Here is a 20,741-nt window from a genome sequence, read left to right as displayed (position 1 = left end):
CAACCAATTAAAAAACTAACCCACCATCAACTAATATGCTCTTGCGAATAAAACACGCTGGATAGATGGTTTACCTGAATAAATGCAAACGCCATCTTCTAATTTGTTATCTAAAGGAATACAACGAATAGTTGCTTTTGTTTCTTCTTTAATTTTTTGCTCGGTTTCTGGAGTTCCATCCCAATGGGCAGAAATGAAACCAGCTTTATCATCTAGTAATACTTTAAATTCTTCGTAGCTATTTGCTTCTGTAATGTGCTCATCACGGTAAGCCAGTGCCTTGTTAAACATACTGGTTTGAATATCTTCGAGCAATTTAACAATATAAATATCTAAACCTTCCTGTGGAACTGTTTGCTTCACTTTGGTATCTCTTCGGGCAATTTCTACAGTTTTATTTTCTAAATCGCGGCCACCAATGGCAACCCGCACTGGTACGCCTTTTAACTCATAATCCGCAAATTTGAAACCAGGACGTTGTGTATCTCTGTCATCATACTTAACTGAAACACCCATGCCCTTTAATCGCATGGTTAACTCATTTACATATGCAGAAATTTTAGCTAAATCTTCATCACTCTTATAAATGGGAACAATTACAACTTGAATCGGAGCCAATTTAGGTGGGATTATCAGACCTGAATCATCACTATGTGCCATGATTAGCGCTCCCATTAACCGTGTTGAAACTCCCCAGGATGAAGCCCAAACGTGATCCAGTTTACCATCTCTACCAGTAAATTTAACATCAAATGCTTTTGCGAAATTTTGACCCAAAAAGTGAGATGTTCCTGCCTGTAATGCTTTTCCATCCTGCATTAATGCTTCGATACAATAAGTATCCAAAGCGCCAGCAAATCTTTCATTTGGGGATTTTCTACCCCTAACTACCGGAACAGCTAACCAATTTTCAGCAAAATCTGCATAAATATGTAGCATACGTTCTGTTTCTTCAATCGCTTCTTCGGCAGTTGCATGCGCCGTATGCCCTTCTTGCCATAAAAATTCTGCAGTACGTAAAAATAAACGGGTCCGCATTTCCCATCGCACTACATTAGCCCATTGATTGATCAAAATTGGCAAATCGCGATAAGATTGTATCCAACCTTTGTAAGTATTCCAAATGATGGTTTCTGAAGTAGGACGAACGATCAATTCTTCCTCTAATTTTGCTGTTTCATCAACCACAATATTGCCATTACCATCATTTTTTAGACGATAATGAGTAACAACTGCACATTCTGTTGCAAAACCTTCTACGTGTGATGCTTCTTTAGAGAAAAATGACTTCGGTATGAACAATGGAAAATAGGCATTTTGATGCCCAGTATCCTTAAACATTTTATCTAGTACAGCCTGCATTTTCTCCCATATAGCATAACCGTTGGGCTTAATAACCATACAACCCCTAACTGCCGAATGTTCAGCTAGATCGGCTTTTATAACAATATCATTATACCATTGAGAATAATCTGCGTCTCGGCTTGTAATTTCTTTGCTCATATTATGTATTTGGAACGTAATTTGTGTGTTAAAAAATGTAAAATCAGATCACAAATTTATAAATTTATGCCTACAAAACGATTATACAAGGAAGGCATTTATATTAATACATAAATCTGACTAAGTAAATAGTTGATTTTTAGTAAATTTGATCCATTTTTAGTAAATTAGTGAACACACACAACTAAATATAAACACAATGAAACCAATTAAATTTTTACCCATTGTAATGATTGCCGCCGCTGGGTTGGTGGCATCATGCTCTACAACGAAATTGGCTCAAACCAAAGCCAATGACGATGTTTATAATACTGTTGCAAAGGCTAGAGAGGTTGAAGCTTACGTTCCTCCTCAAAATCAAGTTCAAGCGCAGGGACAAAATGATGATTACGATGAATATTATGGAACTAGTAACCCGTATTACGATATGGATTACTCTTCTAGAATCAATCGTTTCTATAACGGAAGCAGCTTTCGTGGCTACTATGATCCTTACTATGAAAATTTTAGTTACGGCAATAGCTATGGTTCAACCAACTTCTTAGGTTATGGTATGGGCTGGAACAATGGTTATGGCTTAGGTGGCTGGGGCGGCGGTTTTGGCTGGGGCGGTGGTTTTGGCTACGGCAGCATCTGGAATAATCCATTTTACTATGGCAACATGGGCTTCGGTTGGAATAACTGGGGCTGGAACAATTGGGGTCCATATTCTTATTACGATCGCTTCGGTTGGGGCGGCGGAGGCTGGTACGGTGGTGGCTGGGGTGTAGGCGGCGGCTATTACGGCGGCGGTGTTTACACAAACAACAATTACAGACCAAGACCTAACCGTGATGGAGATAATCGCGGTGCTTATGGAAATAGAGGTACTAGTACTTACCCCTCAAACGGTAATGCTGGTCGTCCTACATCAGGTGGTAATAATGCTGGACGTCCGGAAAGATGGTCAAATGGTAACACCTACGGCAATGGTCAAGCAGTAAATGGCCGTCCATCGGGTACAAGCTCAAGACCAAGTCGTGACGATAGTTACAGACCACAACCTCAAACTCAATCTATGCAACCATCTAGCAGACCCGATCGTGGCAGTTATTCTCCACCTCCAAGTCAATCATCAGGCGGCGGTGGTGGTGGAAGCACTGGTGGCGGAGGCGGCGGCGGTGGCGGCAGACCAAGTAGAGGTGGCAATTAATAGTAATACACACACATATTTATAAAATGAAACTAAGATCAATATTAATTGTGGCAGGAATAGTTTTTGCCAGCAATTCTTTATATGCCCAATACACAAGTGATGTATTACGCTTTTCGCAACCAGAGCAAGGTTCAACTTCAAGATTTAAAGGATTGGGTAATGCCCAAACTTCTTTAGGTGGTGATATCAGTTCCTTATCGTCAAATCCTGCAGGTTTAGGTTTTTTCACAAAATCTGAATTTAACTTTACTCCGGAATTTAATAACTTTAAAGTTGGATCATCATATTTAAACAATGGTATAGATGATAAAAAAAGCCGGGTAGGTTTAAATCAAATTGGAGCTGTTTTCTATTCTCCAGTAAATAAAGTTAAAGGATCTAATTTAAACGATGGCTGGGTTAGTGTTAACTTTGGAATCGGCTATAATAAAACCAATAACTTTAATACCAACATTACCTACGGTGGAGCAAATCCAACAAGTTCGATGGCAGATTATTTTGCAGATTTAGCCACTACTTATGGTATGGGCGATCCTGCAAATAATTCAAGCGCACTTGCTCCAGGTTCATTAGAAAGTATGGCTTACAAAAACTTTTTAATTGAATACGATCCTTCAGGTTATTTCCCAACTACAAACGTTAATAATAACCAAACAAATATTATTAATCGTTCAGGTTCTCAATCGGAAGTTAATTTAGGAATGGCTGGTAATTATGGAAACAAGTTGTATCTAGGTATCTCGATCGGATTAGCAAATGTAAACTATACTTCAGATCGTGTTTATACAGAAAGTGGTACAAATAGATCATTCACTGGTCAGGATCCTGTTTTTACAGGTGGAACCTATAGTTTTGCTTATAACTCTCTTCAACAGACTAAAGGAAATGGTATTAATGCTAAACTTGGTTTGATTTACAAACCTGTCAATGAGTTAAGATTAGGCTTAAGTTTTATTACGCCAACCTGGTATAGTATGACGGATAGATTCTCTGAAAACCTAAGTACTAAGTTTAAACGAGCAAACGGAACCACAATTCCTGAATACACAAATAACTTAGAAACCTATGATTCTGAATATAGTTTAAGAACACCATACAGAGTAAATGGAGGTGCATCTTATATTATTGGTAACAGTGGTTTAATTAGTGCTGATGTAGAATATGTTGACTACAGTAGTATTCATTTTTCTTCAAATTTTGCTAATGAGGAAACAAATACCAATCGTGATATCGCATCGCTTTACAAAGGAAATTTTAATTACAGAGTTGGTGCAGAATTTAAAGTGGTTGATAATTTTATGGTTAGAGGTGGATTCAATTATTCAGGATCACCATATAAAAACATCGACCTAAATACTAAAGCTTACAGTGGTGGTTTAGGATATCGATTTGACAATTATTATTTGGATGTTACTTATAGACATACAACATTTGATTCTACAAGTTCTCCTTATACCATTTCATCTGATTATCCAGATTTTAATTTCACTGGTGAAGGACCTACTGCTAATTTGAAAAATTCTGCAGATAATGTATTCTTAACTTTTGGAGTGAGATTTTAATAAGAAATAATAACACCTAATAAGGCTCCCAATTTTTATCGGGAGCCTTTTTTTATGGGCGTTTAATTGTAATATATTGTTCGCCATAAACCGGCCCATTTGTGGTAACGCCTTGTACTATTATTTTGAAGCTCCCTGTTAAATCGCCCGTTGTAAAGGTAAGGTTCGCCTCCCCTTGTTGATTTAGTGTTTTTTGATAATCCCAAAATATAGTTGATACATTAATGAGTTCTTCCTTATTATCTAGATTAAATTTATAAAATTCTTTCCCAAATTTTATTCCACTTAAGATGGTAATATTCGGATCTTTTTTTCGCTCTTCACAGCCATGGTAAACAGAAGTTCCACCTCCTTGATTTCGGTATTGAGCCCCTTCTCTTGGCATTTTATTCGACGCATTTCCAAAATGATTCATACAATTTAAAATGTTCGATGGGCAGACATAATCACCACAACTATTCATGTAGCCATTTTTGGCAAATTGCATTCCATCACTCTTAATATTTTTAATGGTTACTTCTTTAAGGGTATTGCCGCCAGGATCAGCAAAAACTTGATTATCACTTGGCAGTAATGATTTAAAAACTTCAGCTTCGTAAGGTTGTTTTCTAATATTTTTTTTCAATTCTTCAGCCGGATCATTAATTATCAAATTATAATCGGAAGCGTTTTTATTTAGACTAACCCAAACTTCATTTTTATTTTCGGTAATCAGGTTCGTATATGGAACCATAAACCTTCCGTTACTATCTGATTCTATGGTATGGACGTTGCTCTTAGCTATTGCAAATAATTGCATCGGTAACGTTACTTTTTTTTTGCCTTTGCGTATTTGCCCAGTAATTTCCTCACTAGTTATTACCTTACCTTTTGAGATGCTATCCTTATATAATGGCCACTTGTAACGCCTCCATCCTTTTACCGTTAGAATATTATTCAGATAGTCACGATCCGTAATTTTTATTCCCATCGGGTTAACTGGCAATTTCACTAATTCCTTTTCAAGCATTGCATAATCCACAATATTCATATTGTTCAATGTAGAAAATCGATTGGTTTGTGTACAGGAAATTGAAACCAGCCCCTGCGAAGAATTTTTGTTACTAGCACTCGCTTTTATACTCAATTTGACGCTATCTCTTAACTCGTATTCTGCTTTGTCGGTAGAAACCTTTAATTCATTCAGATCATTATAATGGCTAAAAAAAATCCGCTCGGTTAGGGGTTTAAATTCACTATTTAATATAGTTATGGTATTTAATCCTATCGGAACAGAATCTAAGTCAAGTCTAACATTTTGAGCTAGCCCTTTCTTTAAAACCATTTCACTGTGAAGTGATATCGCATTGTAATTATGCACCACAACATGAATTTTGGTATCAAAGCTACTCTGTAATTTTAATCTAAAATCTTTATTTGCTATAACATCCTTCACATTGATTACTACCCCATCTTTTAAAATTTTAGGTAAATCATATTGATTGAGTTCAGTATTAATAGTTAATATTTTAAAACTGTATTTTGAATTGATATTTGGAACAATTGAGAAAAAGCCAAGCCCCATTGAATTGGTATTGATGGTATCGATGACTTCATTATCTTCTAGCAAAACAGCTTTAACCTTAACCGCTGCATGAGTTAGATCTTTAATCTCTACACCTACTTTACTAAGCAACCCATTCACTAGATAACCACTTTCAGGATAAAAGTTAATCTCAAATTTTCTTTGGTTGAGAATAGGTAATTCGTATTTAATATATCGGATTTGATTATCCTTTTTGATGGTGATATTTAATAAATTATTGCCGGCATCAATTTTATCTGCAGGAAAATCAATCATCAATTCGCCAATAACACTACTTTTCGCCACTCCACTTTTTATAATTTGATCTCGCCCAATAGTATATTTTATTTCAGCATTTTCTATAAATCGGTTATCGCTTGTTAAAATTTTAAGCAGTGCCGTTCCAGTTCTTGTCTCTTCATCAAAAGATTTAAATATAGAAACTTGAGGCACCAGCAAGTTTTTTGTAGTCGATTTTATGGAAATGGGCTGAATAAATCCAGGATCGTTAGTACCCTTAACCTTGATATTGGTATTTACTACAAAACGGTAAGATCCACTAGGAAGAGAATCTGGCATTAAGAAATCGCCAAATGAATAACCATCATGAATAAGGAATTTATGCTGATTTACTATTGAACTATCTACATTGTTTACTAACGCAACATATAAAGTGTGATAATTTGATATTGGAGTAAAGGCTTGAAGCAAATAGCTGGTAAACCAAACCTGATCATTATTAGAGTAAATATTTTTATCAAAATGAACAAATAGGTTTGATGTTGCATTCTGTTTCCCGTATTCAGAAATAACTGAAGCCAAACTATCAATCTGCTGACCTGATGTTTTAAATTGACAACAAAAGATTAAAATAGCGACTAACCAAACACGTGAAATTTTAGAATGAATCCATAACATGTTCACTAAAAATCAACAAATAATTTCAATTATTCAACTAAATTATTCCATAGAGCGGTTTGCCCTCTTTAGCAAGTTGGTCTATTTTATTTTCAATCGATTGATCTTTTATAAGTTCGGGCGCATGATGAGGTTTTTTTCTTGCATCAATAATCAGCGAGCCTTTACAGCCCCAATGTTTGTTGATTGTGAAATCGTTTATACCATAAATATCTGCAGCTGGGTTGCTTCTTGTAAAAGTAATCCAAACCATATTATCAATGCTTGCTGCTGTAAATTCAGAATCATCAGCCAATACAATCAATGGCAAACCAGAAAGGTCCTGATCAATTAGCGAAATATTTAAAAGAGCAATTTCGGCTGCTGTTTTTTCGGCACTAATGTATTTATTACATTCGATTACCAAAACCCCTGGCATAGCAATATGAGATTGATAGCAACCGTCGCCTAATTTCAAACCATCGGGCTTTTCATGCCATAAATCTCGCTTCTTCTCTCCTGCCGCCGCAACAACAACCTTTGAGCCACTATTTAAACCATCACCACTATAATCCAATGTATCAATAGTGGTATTGGTATAGAAATGGATATCTCTGGTTAAATCTATCCTTTCCAAAATATGGGTAATAAAATCTTTAATGTGATGGGTACTCAGGTTTTCATCGTCTTCTTTTGCGGCGATAAATACATACTTCGCCAAACTCAACTGATTTTTACCAAGGATGTGATTGGCAATCGTTAAAATTTCTTGTGGCCTGCGTTCTTTTAAATAAGGAGTATACCGCTCGCTGCCAATTGCAAATAATAATGGGTGCACGCCAGCAGCATCAACGGCGTGGACTTCTTTTAAACCATGAATTTCTTGAGGTATAGCCGAACCTGTAATTTCATGAATTAGTGCCCCGAAGCTAGTGTCTTCCTGTGGTGGTCTACCCACAACTGTAAACGACCAAATGGCATCCTTTTTATGATAAACGTTGTGCACTTTCATCAACGGGAACGGATGCGTAAGACTATAATAACCTAAGTGATCACCAAAAGGGCCTTCAGGCTTATTTTCATTTGGATAAACTGTTCCTGTTATGATAAAATCAGCATCTGCTGAAATGCAAAATCCTTCATCATCGTAAAAGTAACGGAATCGCCTATCGCCCAATGCACCTGCAAAAGTCATTTCAGATAATCCTTCTGGTAATGGCATTACTGCAGCCAAGGGATGAGATGGCGGCCCACCCACAAAAATGCTAACTTTTAAAGGCAAACCCGCTTTATTTGCTTTGGATTGGTGAACACCTATACCCCGATGAATCTGATAATGTAAACCAATCTCTTTATTCTGAATATAATCGTTTCCACCCAATTGAATGCGATACATGCCTAAATTTGCACTTAATATACCGGGTTTCTCTACATCTTCAGTATATACCTGTGGCATGGTTACAAACGGACCGCCGTCCATTGGCCAATTCACTATTTGAGGTAGCTGATCTATAGTGGTTTTAAGAAAATTATTTTTAGCTGAAGGAGTTTTCATCGGCAAAGCCGATAATGCCGACATGGCAGAACCTGCATATTTGAAAGGATTTTTTAATGCTTTTATTGGATCATCCCTCAAAGAAACCAATTGCTGTACTTTTGGCAAAGTATCTCTAAATATAAATTTTGATCGCTCTAATGTTCCAAATAAATTTGATACCGCCGGAAAAGAACTACCCTTTACATTTTCAAATAATAAGGCCGGTCCTTGTTTTTCATAAACCCTCAAATGGATGGCTGCCATTTCTAAATAAGGATCTACTTCTTCTTTTATTCTAATTAGATGACCATGTTTTTCAAGATCGGAAACACATTCTGCTAAACTTTTATATGCCATGCCCAAAGATAGAGAAAATGTAATTAGATTGAGGCTGAGAATAAGTCTGAGGTTGAGATTTGGATCAAGGTCGAGATCAAGGTTGGGACTTTACAAGATGTTATTTAGAACTTCAATCTTGATTTCAGCCTTAACCTTAACCTTAACCTGATATCCTTATTTTTTTCCTGCAAAAGATCTCAACATCCAAGTGTTTTTCTCTTTAAACTGCATAAATCGGTTAACCATATCGTTTGAACCATCATCGCCAGCTTTATCAGTAGCTTCTAAAAGTTCTCTTTCAATTTCGATAAGTTTTGCCATATCATCCAAAACGGCATCAACCATATCTAAATCTTTCATGCCAATAGTATCAATTTCTTTAATTTGCGATTCTTTAATATAATCGGCAAAACGGCTATGTGGTGGTTTACCTAAAGTTAAAACACGCTCGGCAATTTCATCAATTGTAAGTTGTGCGTTTGTATACAACTCCTCAAATTTAACATGAAGTGTAAAAAAATTCTGACCTTTTATATTCCAATGGCAACCTCTTAATTTTTGATAATGAATGTGATAATTTGCCAAATAATCGTTCAAAAGATCAACTACTGGTTTTACTTCTTTTTCGTTTAAGCTTATTTCCTTAGCGTCCATTTTTATTAATATTTATGTGATTTTAATGTGTACGTAACAACTCAAATTTGCAAATGTTTTAATCTAAATTTCATGCTATACAATACCTTATTTATTAGTGCGTTTATTAATCAATAAGAAGCCAATTGAATCTTTTCGCAAGATATTGTATATGAATATTATGAACATTTTTTTGAGATAAAGTCATTATATTTTACTCAAAAACTGGATGATTACCTCCATATGGTTAAATATTTTATTCGTATAATTGCTTCCTTTGACTAAGAAATTTATAGAAAATAAATGCACAAAATATATTTATCTGCTTTTGTTCTATTTGCCCTGAACATTGCAAATGCTAAAGCAAACACAAGTAGAGATTCTATCGGGGTTGAAAATAACAATGGAAAGAAACTTATCGTTCATCAAATTGTAGCCAAAGACACTTATTATTCTGTTGGAAGAAGATATAACGTTTCTCCAAAGGATATCATGGCTTATAACGACAACAAATATCTTCAGGTTGGCGTGGTTATAAAAGTTCCAACCAATATCCCATGGGGAACAACAAATATTCCGGCCCCTGTTTCTTCTGGTAAAGATGGAGGCATTATTGAGCACATTGTTAAGGCCAAAGAAAACTTAAACATGCTTGCTGAAAAGTATGGAACTACCATCAATGAAATTAAAAGATTAAATAACTTAACTGGAAATAATTTAAGCATTGGTCAGGTTTTAAAAATCGCTATAAAGAACAATACTGAAACACCAACGAACGTTATCGAACCTGCTCAGACCACCAAAACAGTAATTACTGCTCCTTCAGAAAATACAGTTACAGATCAAACCATGATTGAGCACACGGTTGCTCCGAAAGAGTTTTTAGGTAAAATAGCCGAAAAATATGGCACCACGGTTGAAGAAGTGAAGAAAGCCAATAATCTTTCGAATAACAATCTTCGTATTGGACAGAAACTGAAAATTCCTGCCACAAAAAATGTTGATGAAAATAAGGTAATAAGTGCTGCAGAGCAAACTCCAACAGAGACAGTAAAAACTCCAGATGCTGCAGGCACACATACCGTTTTGCGTAATGAAACAATTTTCACGGTAGCGAAACAATATGGAATTACCGCTTATCAATTGCGTAAACTAAATAATTTACCAGATAATGCAATTACAATTGGTCAGGTTTTAAAAGTGCCAGGTGGAATTATTGCAGAAGTTGAAGTTCCAAAAGAAAAACAAGCAGAACCCGTAAAGGAAACTCCGGTTTCACCATCGAAAGATGAAAGCTTTATTCATACTGTAGCTACTGGTGAGAATATTTTCAGCATTGCAAAGAAGTATAATTTAACCGCTTACCAAATTAGAGCGGCGAATAAGTTAAATGATAACTCAATTAAAGTTGATCAGAAATTAATTATCCCAAAACCTCCTCAACCTAAATCGGTGAATGATGCTTCGAAAGAAGATCAGCAGAATGAGCCAGATAGCACAATGGTAAAAGACCCAAAACTTCGTCGTGACCCAAGTGTATATGGCTTGAGTCAGATAGAAGAAAAAGGTGCTGCTGTTTGGATTGCCGATGCCGACCTAGACGGATCGAAAATGTTGGTTTTGCACCGTACGGCTCCTGTTGGAAGGGTGATTAAAATTACCAATCCGATGACTAATAAAACAACATTCGCAAAAGTTGTTGGTAAATTTACAGAGAACGAATCCACAAAAGATGTTATTATTGTAATGACTAAAGCTGTAGCTGATTCATTAGGAGCTTTAGACAAGCGTTTTTTCTGTAATTTAACATATAGTGCTCAATGAGTTTGAATAAAAAGCCATTCATAATTGGTATTGCTGGCGGTAGCGGATCTGGTAAAACATTTTTCTTAAACTGCTTTTTACATCATTTTAAACAAGACGAAGTTACTTTAGTGTCGCAGGATGATTATTACATCCCTGCTGGAGACATGACTCAAGAAGAAAACAAATTGTACAATTTTGATCTTCCATCGACTATTGATAGCGAACAGTTTTTAAGAGACATTAAACAATTAACCAGTGGAGAGGTAGTTTATAAGAAAGAATACAATTTCAATAATCCGCTTGCAGTTGTGAAAATTCTGGAAATTAAATCAGCTCCAATCATCATTGTCGAAGGACTTTTCATTTTACACTTCAAAGAAATCGCAGCATTATTAGATCATACTATTTTTGTTGATGCTGATGAGCAAGTTGCTTTGGATCGCCGTATAAAACGAGATGGTTTAGAACGTGGATATCCGGAAGATGATGTACTTTATAAATGGCACAATCACGTGGTGCCGGCATATAAAGAATATTTATTGCCATACAGGGAACAGTGCCACAAGGTGATAATGAATAATACCAACGAACCAGATGAAATAATCGCTATAACAGAGGATATTTCAAATGACTTAAGAAACAGCATTCTGGTTGATATTAACTAGAAGTATTACATAAAAAAAGGGTCAAGTTTTTAAAATAACTTGACCCTTTTTTTAATTCAACTGCATTTCAGGGATTTCACCATCAACGATTAATTTCCCTGCAGTAGATTGTTTGATAAAATCGACACTTACCCCTGGAGCACGTTCTAAAAGTTTAAAGCCACCTTCTGGTAATATATCCAACACAGCCAGTTCGGTAACGATTTTTTTAATACATTTTACGCCAGTTAGTGGAAGCGTACATTGAGAAAGTAGCTTACTCTCGCCAGCTTTATTTACATGTTGCATGGCAACAATGATGTTTTTTGCAGAGGCAACCAGATCCATAGCGCCCCCCATTCCCTTCACCATTTTTCCAGGAATTTTCCAATTTGCAATATCGCCATTTTCCGAAACTTCCATAGCTCCAAGGATTGTAAGATCAACTTTTTGTGCTCTAATCATTCCAAAGCTCATGGCCGAATCGAAAATGGATGAGCCGGGCAATGTGGTAATGGTTTGCTTGCCGGCATTAATTAAATCGGCATCTTCTTCTCCTTCAAATGGAAATGGGCCCATTCCGAGCAATCCATTTTCTGATTGTAAAACCACATCAATTCCCTTTGGAATATAATTGGCCACCAAAGTTGGTATTCCAATGCCTAAATTAACATAGTAACCATCTTTTATTTCTTGCGCTATACGTTGCGCTATTTCTTCTTTTGTAAACATATTAATTAGTTGATTAGATAATTAGCTGATTAGCCAATTAATCGTTTAGATGTAGAAATGATTTTATTCAACACTTTTTGTAAAATTTCTATTTTTTCAAGTAATTTATCACTATTTGGATATTGACTTGAATGTTTGCACAATAAAAGCCAATATTTAGTTTCTTCACACTCTTTTGCAGAAATCTTCATTTTATGTATAAAATCGGCTTTGCTCTCTGCATTTTGAGCCTCCCATATATTGGCTCCAATACTTGTTCCCGATTTCAATAATTGATTTGAAATAACAAACTTTCTCCTTTGTTCTAAATTTTCAGCAAAGTCAATTATTAATAAAGAAAAATCAAAGCTTAATTTCACAATAAGATTTTCATTTATTTTATTATCATCCATGTTTTTGGTTTAGAGCAGAATTAGCTAATTATCACATTTACAAATTAATCAAATATTCTTCCTAACCGTTCTTTGCTCTATCCTTTTCTCGTAATTTTTACCCTGAAAAATTCGATGTACATAAATTCCAGGTGTATGAATATAGTCTGGATCTAGTTCACCCGCCTCAACTAATTCTTCTACTTCAGCAATGGTCACTTTGCCAGCCATTGCCATCACTGGATTAAAATTTCTACTGGTCGATCTAAAAATTAAATTACCTGCAGTATCCCCTTTCCAAGCTTTTACAATTGCAAAATCAGCATCGAAAGCATATTCCATTAAATAATCTTTTCCATCAAAATTTCTAATTTCCTTGCCTTCGGCAACCTCCGTACCTACGCCAGCTGGAGTAAAAATTGCAGGCATACCATATCCAGCAGCTAAACATCGTGTAGCTAAAGTTCCTTGCGGAATTAAATCTACTTCCAATTCGCCGCTTAGTAATTGCCGCTCGAATTCGGCATTTTCGCCTACGTAAGAGGAAATCATTTTTTTTACCTGTCGTTGCTTTAGCATTAATCCGATTCCAAAATCGTCTACTCCAGCGTTATTCGATATGCAAGTTAAATTCTTTACATTTTTGGCAACCAAAGCATTAATACAATTTTCGGGGATACCGCAAAGACCAAAACCACCAAGCATGAGCGTTGCACCATCTGAAATATCTTTAATTGCTTCTTCAGCATCTGATACTACTTTATTTATCATTTTATGAATTTTTGGTTAGTTCGCTAATTTACAAATTGCCGATAAAACGCCAACATAAATAGAGTTTAAATCTCTAAAGGCTTAAATTAATTGGAATTGATCTAAACAAGGCTTACCTTTGTACAGCAATGATTTACGAGAGAGAAGAAAATAGTTATATCCTACCTACCGATCCTGAATTTCAAAAAGGGATGGGTTTTATTCTTAGCTGCACAGCTGAACATAAGAAATGTTGTGAGAAATTTAAAAAAGGTAAACGCTGCAAAAAATGCCCAGGAAATAAGAAAAAATAGTTTCTTGCTATTAATCTAATTCCGATTGATATTATACCGAAGCCCCTACTTCTAAACTATTAACTGCAATCTTCAGCGATTAAAAATTCCGCATAGGCGAGGATGACGATTGGCTAATCCTATCGCAATTAATAAAACACTATCTGTTTTGTAAGACTACACCACTTAATTAGTGATTTTAATTTAAATAAACATAGGTTATCCCATCACCACCTCTATCAGCGTGTTCATCTTCCATCCTATTTACCTGACTATACTTTCTCAAATATTCGCGAATCATTTTCCTCAGAATACCATCGCCTTTTCCATGAATCAGTTTTATTGATGGAAAACCAAGCATAATGGCTTTATCTAAATATTTTTCTACTTCAAATAAAGCGTCTTCTGTTCGTTTTCCACGAAGATCCAATTCGGCTCTAAATCCTGAAACAGCATCATTCATTCTTCCTGCAAATGAACCTGCGCTACTTTGGATTACTTTCTTAGCTTCTTTATTACTGATTTTTTGAACACGATTTTTTTTCACGTTCGAACGTAAATCGCCAATGGCTAAAACCAATTCATTTCGGTTAATTTCTAGTACTTGTCCAGTTGTTTCACTATCAGTAAATTTTACCCAATCGCCAATTACAATTTCGCCACCCACAACAACCGGAGCAGGTTTTGGTCGCTCCTTTGGAACAGTGTTTTTAACCAATTCTTGCTGCAAAGTTTGACGGAGCTCTTTAGTTACAGCTCTATCTGCCTGCTTTTCTTTAATTTCAGCAATGGTATTTTCTACAAGTTTATTTGCATTTTTAATAATGTTTTGCGCCTCCTGCTTTGCTTCCTTGATCAAGACTCTCCGATTTTCATCCAGAAATGCCCTTAATTTTTCATTTTCGGCAACTAAATTTTTGGCCTTATTTTGTTGATTAGCCAGGCTAACTTTGGCATCATAAATTGTTTTCTTTTCACGTTCCAAATCAACCAACATGGTATCAACCCGGTTTTGATTAGATCCCGTTTTTTCTCTTGCCAGCTGAATCACTTCTTTTGGCAAGCCAATGTTTTGAGCAATCTCAAAGGCATAAGAACTTCCGGGTTTACCCATTTCCAAAATATACAATGGTTTCATTTTGGCGTTATCAAACAGCATTGATGCGTTTTCTAAGCCTGGTGTGTTCCCCGCAAATAGCTTTAAATTAGAATAGTGCGTGGTAATTACACCTCGAACTTTTTTATTGTTCAGTACTTCCAAAACCGCCTCGGCCATCGGGCCACCAAACTGTGGATCGGTGCCTGTTCCAAATTCATCAATCAAAACCAATGATTTTGGCGAAGCATGTTCTACAAAATAACGCATCTTTTTTAAGTGGGCGCTATAAGTACTTAAATCACTTTCTATCGATTGATCATCACCAATATCGGCGAATATATTTTCGAAAATCCCTACTTCACTATTTGCATCTACTGGAATTAACAAACCGGTTTGCAGCATAATTTGTAATAGCCCAACCGTTTTCATACAAACCGATTTTCCTCCGGCATTTGGTCCAGATACTAAAACAACACGGGTTTCGGCATCAATATGAATGTTTAATGGTGTTACCGTTTTCTTCTCTGCTGCAAAGGAAATAGATAACAATGGATGCCTTGCATTTATTAATTTAGTTTTTGGTTCTTTAAGCAAACCAGGCATTTCGGCTTCAATATCTAAAGCAAATAAAGCCTTCGCCCTAACAAAATCGAGCTTGGTTAGAAACCCATGATAGGAAAGCAATAATGGTGAATAAGGTCTCAATTCATCAGTTAATGCAATTAAAATTTTAATAATTTCCCTACGTTTATCAAATTCGAGATCGCGAAGTTTATTATTCAAGGTAAAAACTTCTTCTGGCTCAATATATACAGTTTGCCCTGTTGCCGATTCATCATGGATAAACCCTTTAAGTTTTCTTTTATTTTCAGCCAAAACAGGAATACACATTCTACCATCGCGAATGGTTAAACTTCCATCGGCCACCCAATTATTGGCAATGGCTTGTTTATAAATGGAATCCATTCGCTTACGAACATCTTGCTCTGCCTTTGAAATGGACGAGGTGATCTCCTGCAAATCTTTTGATGCATTTGGCTTTATTTTTCCTTTTGCATCTATAACTGTTTCTATTTTGCGTAAAATATTTTTTTCGATTGGCAAATGTTCAAAGAGCGCCTCGAGTGTTGGATACACTTCTGCTCTTTCCTCAAAAAATCGCAATACAGAAAAAACAGTTTGCAAAGAGGTGTAAACCTGAAACCACTCATCTTCTAAAAGATAAGTGCCCTCCACTCTAATCTTTTCGACAAGTGATTTAATATCAAAAAAGGTATTTATTTGTAGTGGTTCCTGGTTTTGCAGGATACTTTTAAATTCGTTGGTTTGGCGTAAAAATTTATCGATTTGGTCAAAACGACTCATCACTTGCATCTTTTGCACCATTGCTTGTCCCATCGGACTTAAACAATGCTTGCTAATCAGTTGCCTTATCTCTAAAAATCCTAAACGTTCTAAACAATTTTCGGGGTATAACATATTATTGTACTGCTGTGGGTGCTACTGTTTGTAATGCTCCACTATAATTTCTTTTAGTATTGATAAGCGAATCGGCCTGGGCTTTCTTCTTTTTAATTTGTATTTCTGTAGTTGCTTTACTGGCAGAATCTGGTTTCATTTTTTTCCTAATGAGCAAGGAATCAGCTTTATATTTCTTGATAATTTTTATAGAATCTTTCACAAAAGTATTTCTCAGCATCAATGAATCGGCTTTTTTTAAGCTCACTTTTTGGTTATCTAATTTTTTGGAAATTGCCTTATACATTTCCTGAAGCTGATCTGGATTGTTATTGTAGTAATTTAAACTTTTAGCGTATTGAACAGAATCGGTATCGTATTTTTTATAAATTCCTTTATAATAAGCTGCACCAACTTTTCTTGCCGAATCTTGAATATAGATTGTAGAAATGTAACCATCAACTAAATGAATATCATACAATATCTGCTCCATTTTTTCACTTTCAATAATTCCTTGCGGAGCTTTTGGTTTACAGCCCGCTATAAAAAATAGGACTACCAACACCCAAACTAATCTCTTCATTATTAATTAAACATTATTTTTTTGCTCAAATTGCGGCAAGGTTGTTAATTTTACCCAAAAATAGTTATAAATGAGCATAGCTGATAATCTTAAACAATATAAAAGCGAAGTAGAATCTGATGGCGTTAAGTTAATTGCTGTTTCTAAAACACAAACAGTCGAAGCCATGCAAGAAGCTTACAATGCTGGTCAACGTATTTTTGGTGAAAACCATGTACAAGAAATGGTAGAAAAGGAAGAAAAGCTTCCGAAAGATATTGAATGGCATTTAATTGGTCATCTTCAAACCAATAAAGTAAAATATATAGCGCCATTTGTAACCATGATACATGGTGTAGATAGTTTGAAGCTGCTTCAGGAAATTAATAAACAAGCCTTAAAAAATAAAAGAACAATAGACTGTTTATTGCAAGTTTACATTGCTGATGAGGATACAAAATTTGGCTTAGGATACGATGAGGTTATAGAAATTTTAAGGTCGGAAGAGTATCAACAATTGAAAAACGTTCGGATTGTGGGCCTAATGGGCATTGCAACCAATACCAAAAACGAAAAACAAATTACTATAGAATTCCATGAACTTAAGGTATTTTTTGATGGAATTAAGTTAAGCTTTTTCCGCAATGAAGATTCTTTTAAAGAAATATCTACAGGAATGAGCGCCGACTATAATATAGCCATTGAAGAAGGAAGTACGATGGTACGAATTGGGAGTAGCATTTTTGGAAAAAGAATTATCAAGCATTTTAAAAACCTCTCTGCAAACTAAATGGACTTAAATATTAGAATAGCAGTGGCAAATGATTGCCCAAGAATATTGGAATTAGTTAATGAACTTGCACTTTACGAAAAGGCTCCACAAGAAGTTACAGTGAATTTAAATCACTTTGTAGATGCTGGTTTTGGAGAAAATCCGGTTTGGAAAGCATTCGTAGCAGTAGTGGATAAAAAAATTGTTGGCTTTGCCTTATTTTATACTCGATATTCGACTTGGAAGGGCTGTAGATTATATTTAGAAGATTTCATTGTAACAGAAGACATGCGTGGCAAAGGCATTGGAAAAGTTCTTTTTGAGAAAGTGATCGAGGAAGCCAAAAGTGACAAATATACTGGAATGGTTTGGCAGGTATTGGATTGGAATGAGCCGGCAATTAATTTTTACAACAAATATGCGGCACATTTAGAAAGCGGTTGGTTAAACGCAGCGCTTTCTCAAGAACAAGTAAAGGCTTTTTAATTATGGATATTTTTAAGTTTGGTGGCGCATCTGTGAAGGATGCCGCAGGTGTAAAAAATTTAGCCAATATTGTTCGCGATTATAAAAGTGGAAACCTTTTGGTTGTGGTTTCTGCAATGGGTAAAATTACCAACCGTTTGGAAGATTTAACAAAGGCTTATTTAACACAAAGTGATGAAACCCATTCTATTTTTGAGGAGATAAAAAACTTTCATTTTCAGGTTATTGATGACTTATTTGAAGGAAATTCGAATTCTATTTATGATGATGTAGCCAACTCTTTTGTTGAAATAGATTGGCTGATTGAAGATGAGCCAGATAATGATGTTGATTATATTTATGATCAAATTGTTTCTATTGGCGAGGTAATTTCTACAAAAATTGTATCGGCCTGGTTAAATGAGATGGGGAATAAATCCTTGTGGGTTGATGCCAGAAACTATATCCAAACTGATAATACTTACCGGGAAGGCAAAGTAGACTGGCTAAAAACCAATCAAATTATTCAAAGGGATTTGGCACCTTTAATTTCAGAAAACATCATCATTACTCAAGGATTTATCGGAGGTACAAGTGAAAACTATACTACAACTTTAGGTAGAGAAGGCTCTGATTATTCAGCGGCTATTTTTGCATCGTGTTTGGATGCAGCTGCATTAACCATTTGGAAAGATGTTCCTGGAGTGTTAAATGCTGATCCAAAATGGTTTGATGAAACAGAAAAAATTGCACAATTGTCATACCATGATGCCATCGAATTGACATATTATGGAGCAACTGTCATCCATCCAAAAACCATTAAACCTTTACAAAATAAAGGTATCCCATTGTTTGTAAGGTCATTTATTCAACCTGAAGGATATGGTACTGCCATAACAAAGGAAAACAACCCACTTCCTATCCCCTCTTTTATTTTTAAGGTTAATCAGGCATTAATTTCTATTTTCCCAAAGGATTATTCATTTATCATTGAAGAAAATTTGAGCAATATTTTTGAGCTCTTCCATAGACATAAAATCAAAATCAACACCATGCTAAATTCGGCCATTAGCTTTTCTGTTAGCGTAGATGATCACCCATCACAAATAGAAAAACTGATCGGCGATCTTTCTACAGAGTTTACAATAAAATATAATAAAAATTTGGAATTGGTTACCATTAGATACTACAATCAAAACACGATTGATCGAGTTACTGTTGACAAAGATATTTTACTGGAAGTGAAAAGCCGTCATACCTGCCAAATGGTAATGAAGAGCAAAAATTTAAACAGCCAAATTTAAAGGGTTTTTGATAACATCAATGAACAAAAATATATTAGATCAGGAAATTCAGAACTACATTGATGCAAATTTAAATGCTGATGTAAATCGAATTATTTTGGCTAAAAGTATTTTTGAAAATGTTTCTTCAGCCGAACTCGCCGATCAAATTACTGCTAAAAAAAAAGCGCAAAAAAAATTACCAACCTGGTTTAATACACCTAACATTTATTATCCGGCACCCCTCTCCATCGAACAAACCTCTTCAGAAATTACAGCTAACTATAAATCAAAATTAGTTATAGGAAACAGTTTGATTGATATTTCTGGAGGTTTCGGTATCGATGCTTATTACTTTGCTCAAAACCTAAAAAGTGTAACACATTGCGAATTCAATAATCAGTTGTCTGAAATCGCAAAATATAATGCTTCGGTTCTAAACGTAAAGAACATCAATTTCCATGCTGGTGATGGAATTGACTTTTTAAATTTTACATCAGAAGGTTTTGATACCGTTTACGTAGATCCGGCCAGAAGAGCCCAAGCTGGTAAGGTATTTATGTTAAAAGATTGTACACCAGATGTTGTTAGCAATCTTGATTTATTATTAGAGAAATCATCAAGGCTGATTATTAAAACTGCACCACTACTTGATATCACTGCCGGACTTTCTGAATTGAAAAACGTAAGTGAAATTCATATCGTTAGTTTAAAAAATGAGTGTAAAGAATTGCTTTGGGTGATTGATAAAAACTTCTTGGGTACATTAAGAATACATGCAGTAACAATAAACGAAAATGAAAAGGATTTTACCTTTTTACATTCGGAAATGGATGTAGCGGCAACTTTTGCAGATTATATTTCAGCATCAGAATATCTTTATGAGCCTGATGCTGCTTTACTAAAATCGGGGGCGTTTAATTTAATTGGAAATAGGTATGAATTAAATAAATTACATCCTCAAACCCAATTGTATACCTCAACAGCATTCAAAACTGAATTTCCTGGTAGGATTTTTAAGATAAATGAAATTCTAATGCCTAAAGATCTGAAAAAGGAAACTGAACTTATTGGAAATATTATTGTAAGAAACTATCCTGCAAAGGCAGAAGATTTAGCTAAAAAATTTAAAATAAAACCAGGAAAAAGTGATTTCCTCATCTTTACAAAAGATATTACTGGTAACAATATTATTTTAAAATCTACCATTCTACAATATTACTAAAACGCAAAAAGCCTTTCCATAGAAAGGCTTCATTTGAGGATGATTAAGTTA

Annotated in this window: 17 protein-coding genes; 8 read left to right on the top strand and 9 right to left on the bottom strand. The window is 35.2% G+C overall.

Features of this window, described 5'->3' with window-relative positions; genetic code table 11:
* Nucleotides 1-30 precede the first annotated feature (30 nt).
* On the bottom strand, nucleotides 31-1,503 hold the full coding sequence (gene proS, locus LUA91_RS01425; protein WP_231424169.1) for a proline--tRNA ligase: 1,473 nt from the start codon (nucleotides 1,501-1,503) through the stop codon (nucleotides 31-33).
* 199 nt (nucleotides 1,504-1,702) lie between these two features.
* Between proS and LUA91_RS01420 the strand changes: the two genes are divergently transcribed.
* Together LUA91_RS01420 and LUA91_RS01415 are read left to right on the top strand one after the other, a co-directional pair.
* Nucleotides 1,703-2,695 (top strand): hypothetical protein, encoded by a 993-nt coding sequence (locus tag LUA91_RS01420; RefSeq protein ID WP_231424246.1) that lies wholly within the window; start codon nucleotides 1,703-1,705, stop codon nucleotides 2,693-2,695.
* Between the two features lie 26 nt (nucleotides 2,696-2,721).
* Entirely contained in the window at nucleotides 2,722-4,260 is a 1,539-nt protein-coding gene (locus tag LUA91_RS01415; protein ID WP_231424168.1) for an OmpP1/FadL family transporter, read from the top strand.
* A gap of 52 nt (nucleotides 4,261-4,312) precedes the next feature.
* Here the strand turns inward: LUA91_RS01415 and LUA91_RS01410 are convergent, their stop codons facing one another.
* The 3 genes from LUA91_RS01410 to LUA91_RS01400 all read right to left on the bottom strand — a co-directional run bounded on the left by LUA91_RS01410 (nucleotide 4,313) and on the right by LUA91_RS01400 (nucleotide 9,251).
* Nucleotides 4,313-6,742, bottom strand: coding sequence for a hypothetical protein (locus tag LUA91_RS01410; protein WP_231424167.1), 2,430 nt, complete (start codon nucleotides 6,740-6,742; stop codon nucleotides 4,313-4,315).
* A 37-nt stretch (nucleotides 6,743-6,779) separates the two neighbouring features.
* A complete protein-coding gene (locus tag LUA91_RS01405) occupies nucleotides 6,780-8,615 on the bottom strand; it encodes a UbiD family decarboxylase (protein WP_231424166.1) in 1,836 nt (611 codons plus the stop codon).
* Between the two features lie 156 nt (nucleotides 8,616-8,771).
* The gene (locus tag LUA91_RS01400; protein ID WP_231424165.1) at nucleotides 8,772-9,251 is read right to left on the bottom strand and encodes a Dps family protein; all 480 of its coding nucleotides are present in this window, start codon (nucleotides 9,249-9,251) and stop codon (nucleotides 8,772-8,774) included.
* 282 nt (nucleotides 9,252-9,533) lie between these two features.
* On the opposite strand from LUA91_RS01400, the gene LUA91_RS01395 reads away from it, so the two are divergent.
* Both LUA91_RS01395 and LUA91_RS01390 read left to right on the top strand, forming a co-directional pair.
* Nucleotides 9,534-11,054 (top strand): LysM peptidoglycan-binding domain-containing protein, encoded by a 1,521-nt coding sequence (locus LUA91_RS01395; RefSeq protein WP_231424164.1) that lies wholly within the window; start codon nucleotides 9,534-9,536, stop codon nucleotides 11,052-11,054.
* Nucleotides 11,055-11,056: 2 nt separating this feature from the next.
* Nucleotides 11,057-11,701, top strand: coding sequence for a uridine kinase (locus LUA91_RS01390; RefSeq protein WP_231424243.1), 645 nt, complete (start codon nucleotides 11,057-11,059; stop codon nucleotides 11,699-11,701).
* Nucleotides 11,702-11,752: 51 nt separating this feature from the next.
* On the opposite strand, the gene LUA91_RS01385 is transcribed toward LUA91_RS01390, so the two are convergent.
* The 5 genes from LUA91_RS01385 to LUA91_RS01365 form a co-directional block, all read right to left on the bottom strand.
* Complete coding sequence (locus tag LUA91_RS01385) at nucleotides 11,753-12,412, bottom strand: CoA transferase subunit B (RefSeq protein ID WP_231424163.1); 660 nt, start codon at nucleotides 12,410-12,412, stop codon at nucleotides 11,753-11,755.
* Between the two features lie 29 nt (nucleotides 12,413-12,441).
* On the bottom strand, nucleotides 12,442-12,804 hold the full coding sequence (locus LUA91_RS01380) for a four helix bundle protein (protein WP_231424162.1): 363 nt from the start codon (nucleotides 12,802-12,804) through the stop codon (nucleotides 12,442-12,444).
* Nucleotides 12,805-12,852: 48 nt separating this feature from the next.
* Nucleotides 12,853-13,554, bottom strand: a complete 702-nt coding sequence (locus LUA91_RS01375) for a CoA transferase subunit A (RefSeq protein ID WP_231424161.1) — start codon at nucleotides 13,552-13,554, stop codon at nucleotides 12,853-12,855.
* A 471-nt stretch (nucleotides 13,555-14,025) separates the two neighbouring features.
* Nucleotides 14,026-16,404 carry an endonuclease MutS2 gene (locus tag LUA91_RS01370; protein WP_231424160.1) on the bottom strand — a complete coding sequence of 793 codons (2,379 nt, stop codon included), beginning with the start codon at nucleotides 16,402-16,404 and terminating at the stop codon, nucleotides 14,026-14,028.
* A 1-nt stretch (nucleotide 16,405) separates the two neighbouring features.
* A complete protein-coding gene (locus LUA91_RS01365; protein ID WP_231424159.1) occupies nucleotides 16,406-16,966 on the bottom strand; it encodes a DUF4296 domain-containing protein in 561 nt (186 codons plus the stop codon).
* Between the two features lie 70 nt (nucleotides 16,967-17,036).
* Here LUA91_RS01365 and LUA91_RS01360 point away from each other — a divergent pair, with 70 nt between their 5' ends.
* Genes LUA91_RS01360 through LUA91_RS01345 form a run of 4 tightly spaced genes read left to right on the top strand, consistent with a single transcriptional unit; the run spans nucleotide 17,037 to nucleotide 20,690 of the window.
* Nucleotides 17,037-17,735, top strand: coding sequence for a YggS family pyridoxal phosphate-dependent enzyme (locus LUA91_RS01360; RefSeq protein WP_231424158.1), 699 nt, complete (start codon nucleotides 17,037-17,039; stop codon nucleotides 17,733-17,735).
* Nucleotides 17,736-18,203, top strand: coding sequence for a GNAT family N-acetyltransferase (locus tag LUA91_RS01355; protein ID WP_231424157.1), 468 nt, complete (start codon nucleotides 17,736-17,738; stop codon nucleotides 18,201-18,203). It begins immediately after the preceding gene.
* Between the two features lie 2 nt (nucleotides 18,204-18,205).
* A complete protein-coding gene (locus LUA91_RS01350; protein ID WP_231424156.1) occupies nucleotides 18,206-19,486 on the top strand; it encodes an aspartate kinase in 1,281 nt (426 codons plus the stop codon).
* 19 nt (nucleotides 19,487-19,505) lie between these two features.
* The gene (locus LUA91_RS01345) at nucleotides 19,506-20,690 is read left to right on the top strand and encodes a class I SAM-dependent methyltransferase (RefSeq protein ID WP_231424155.1); all 1,185 of its coding nucleotides are present in this window, start codon (nucleotides 19,506-19,508) and stop codon (nucleotides 20,688-20,690) included.
* Nucleotides 20,691-20,741: the final 51 nt, after the last annotated feature.

Origin of the sequence: Pedobacter sp. Leaf250 (genome assembly GCF_920984735.1) — a bacterium.
Lineage (GTDB): Bacteria > Bacteroidota > Bacteroidia > Sphingobacteriales > Sphingobacteriaceae > Pedobacter.
This window is presented reverse-complemented; position numbering and strand designations above follow the sequence as displayed.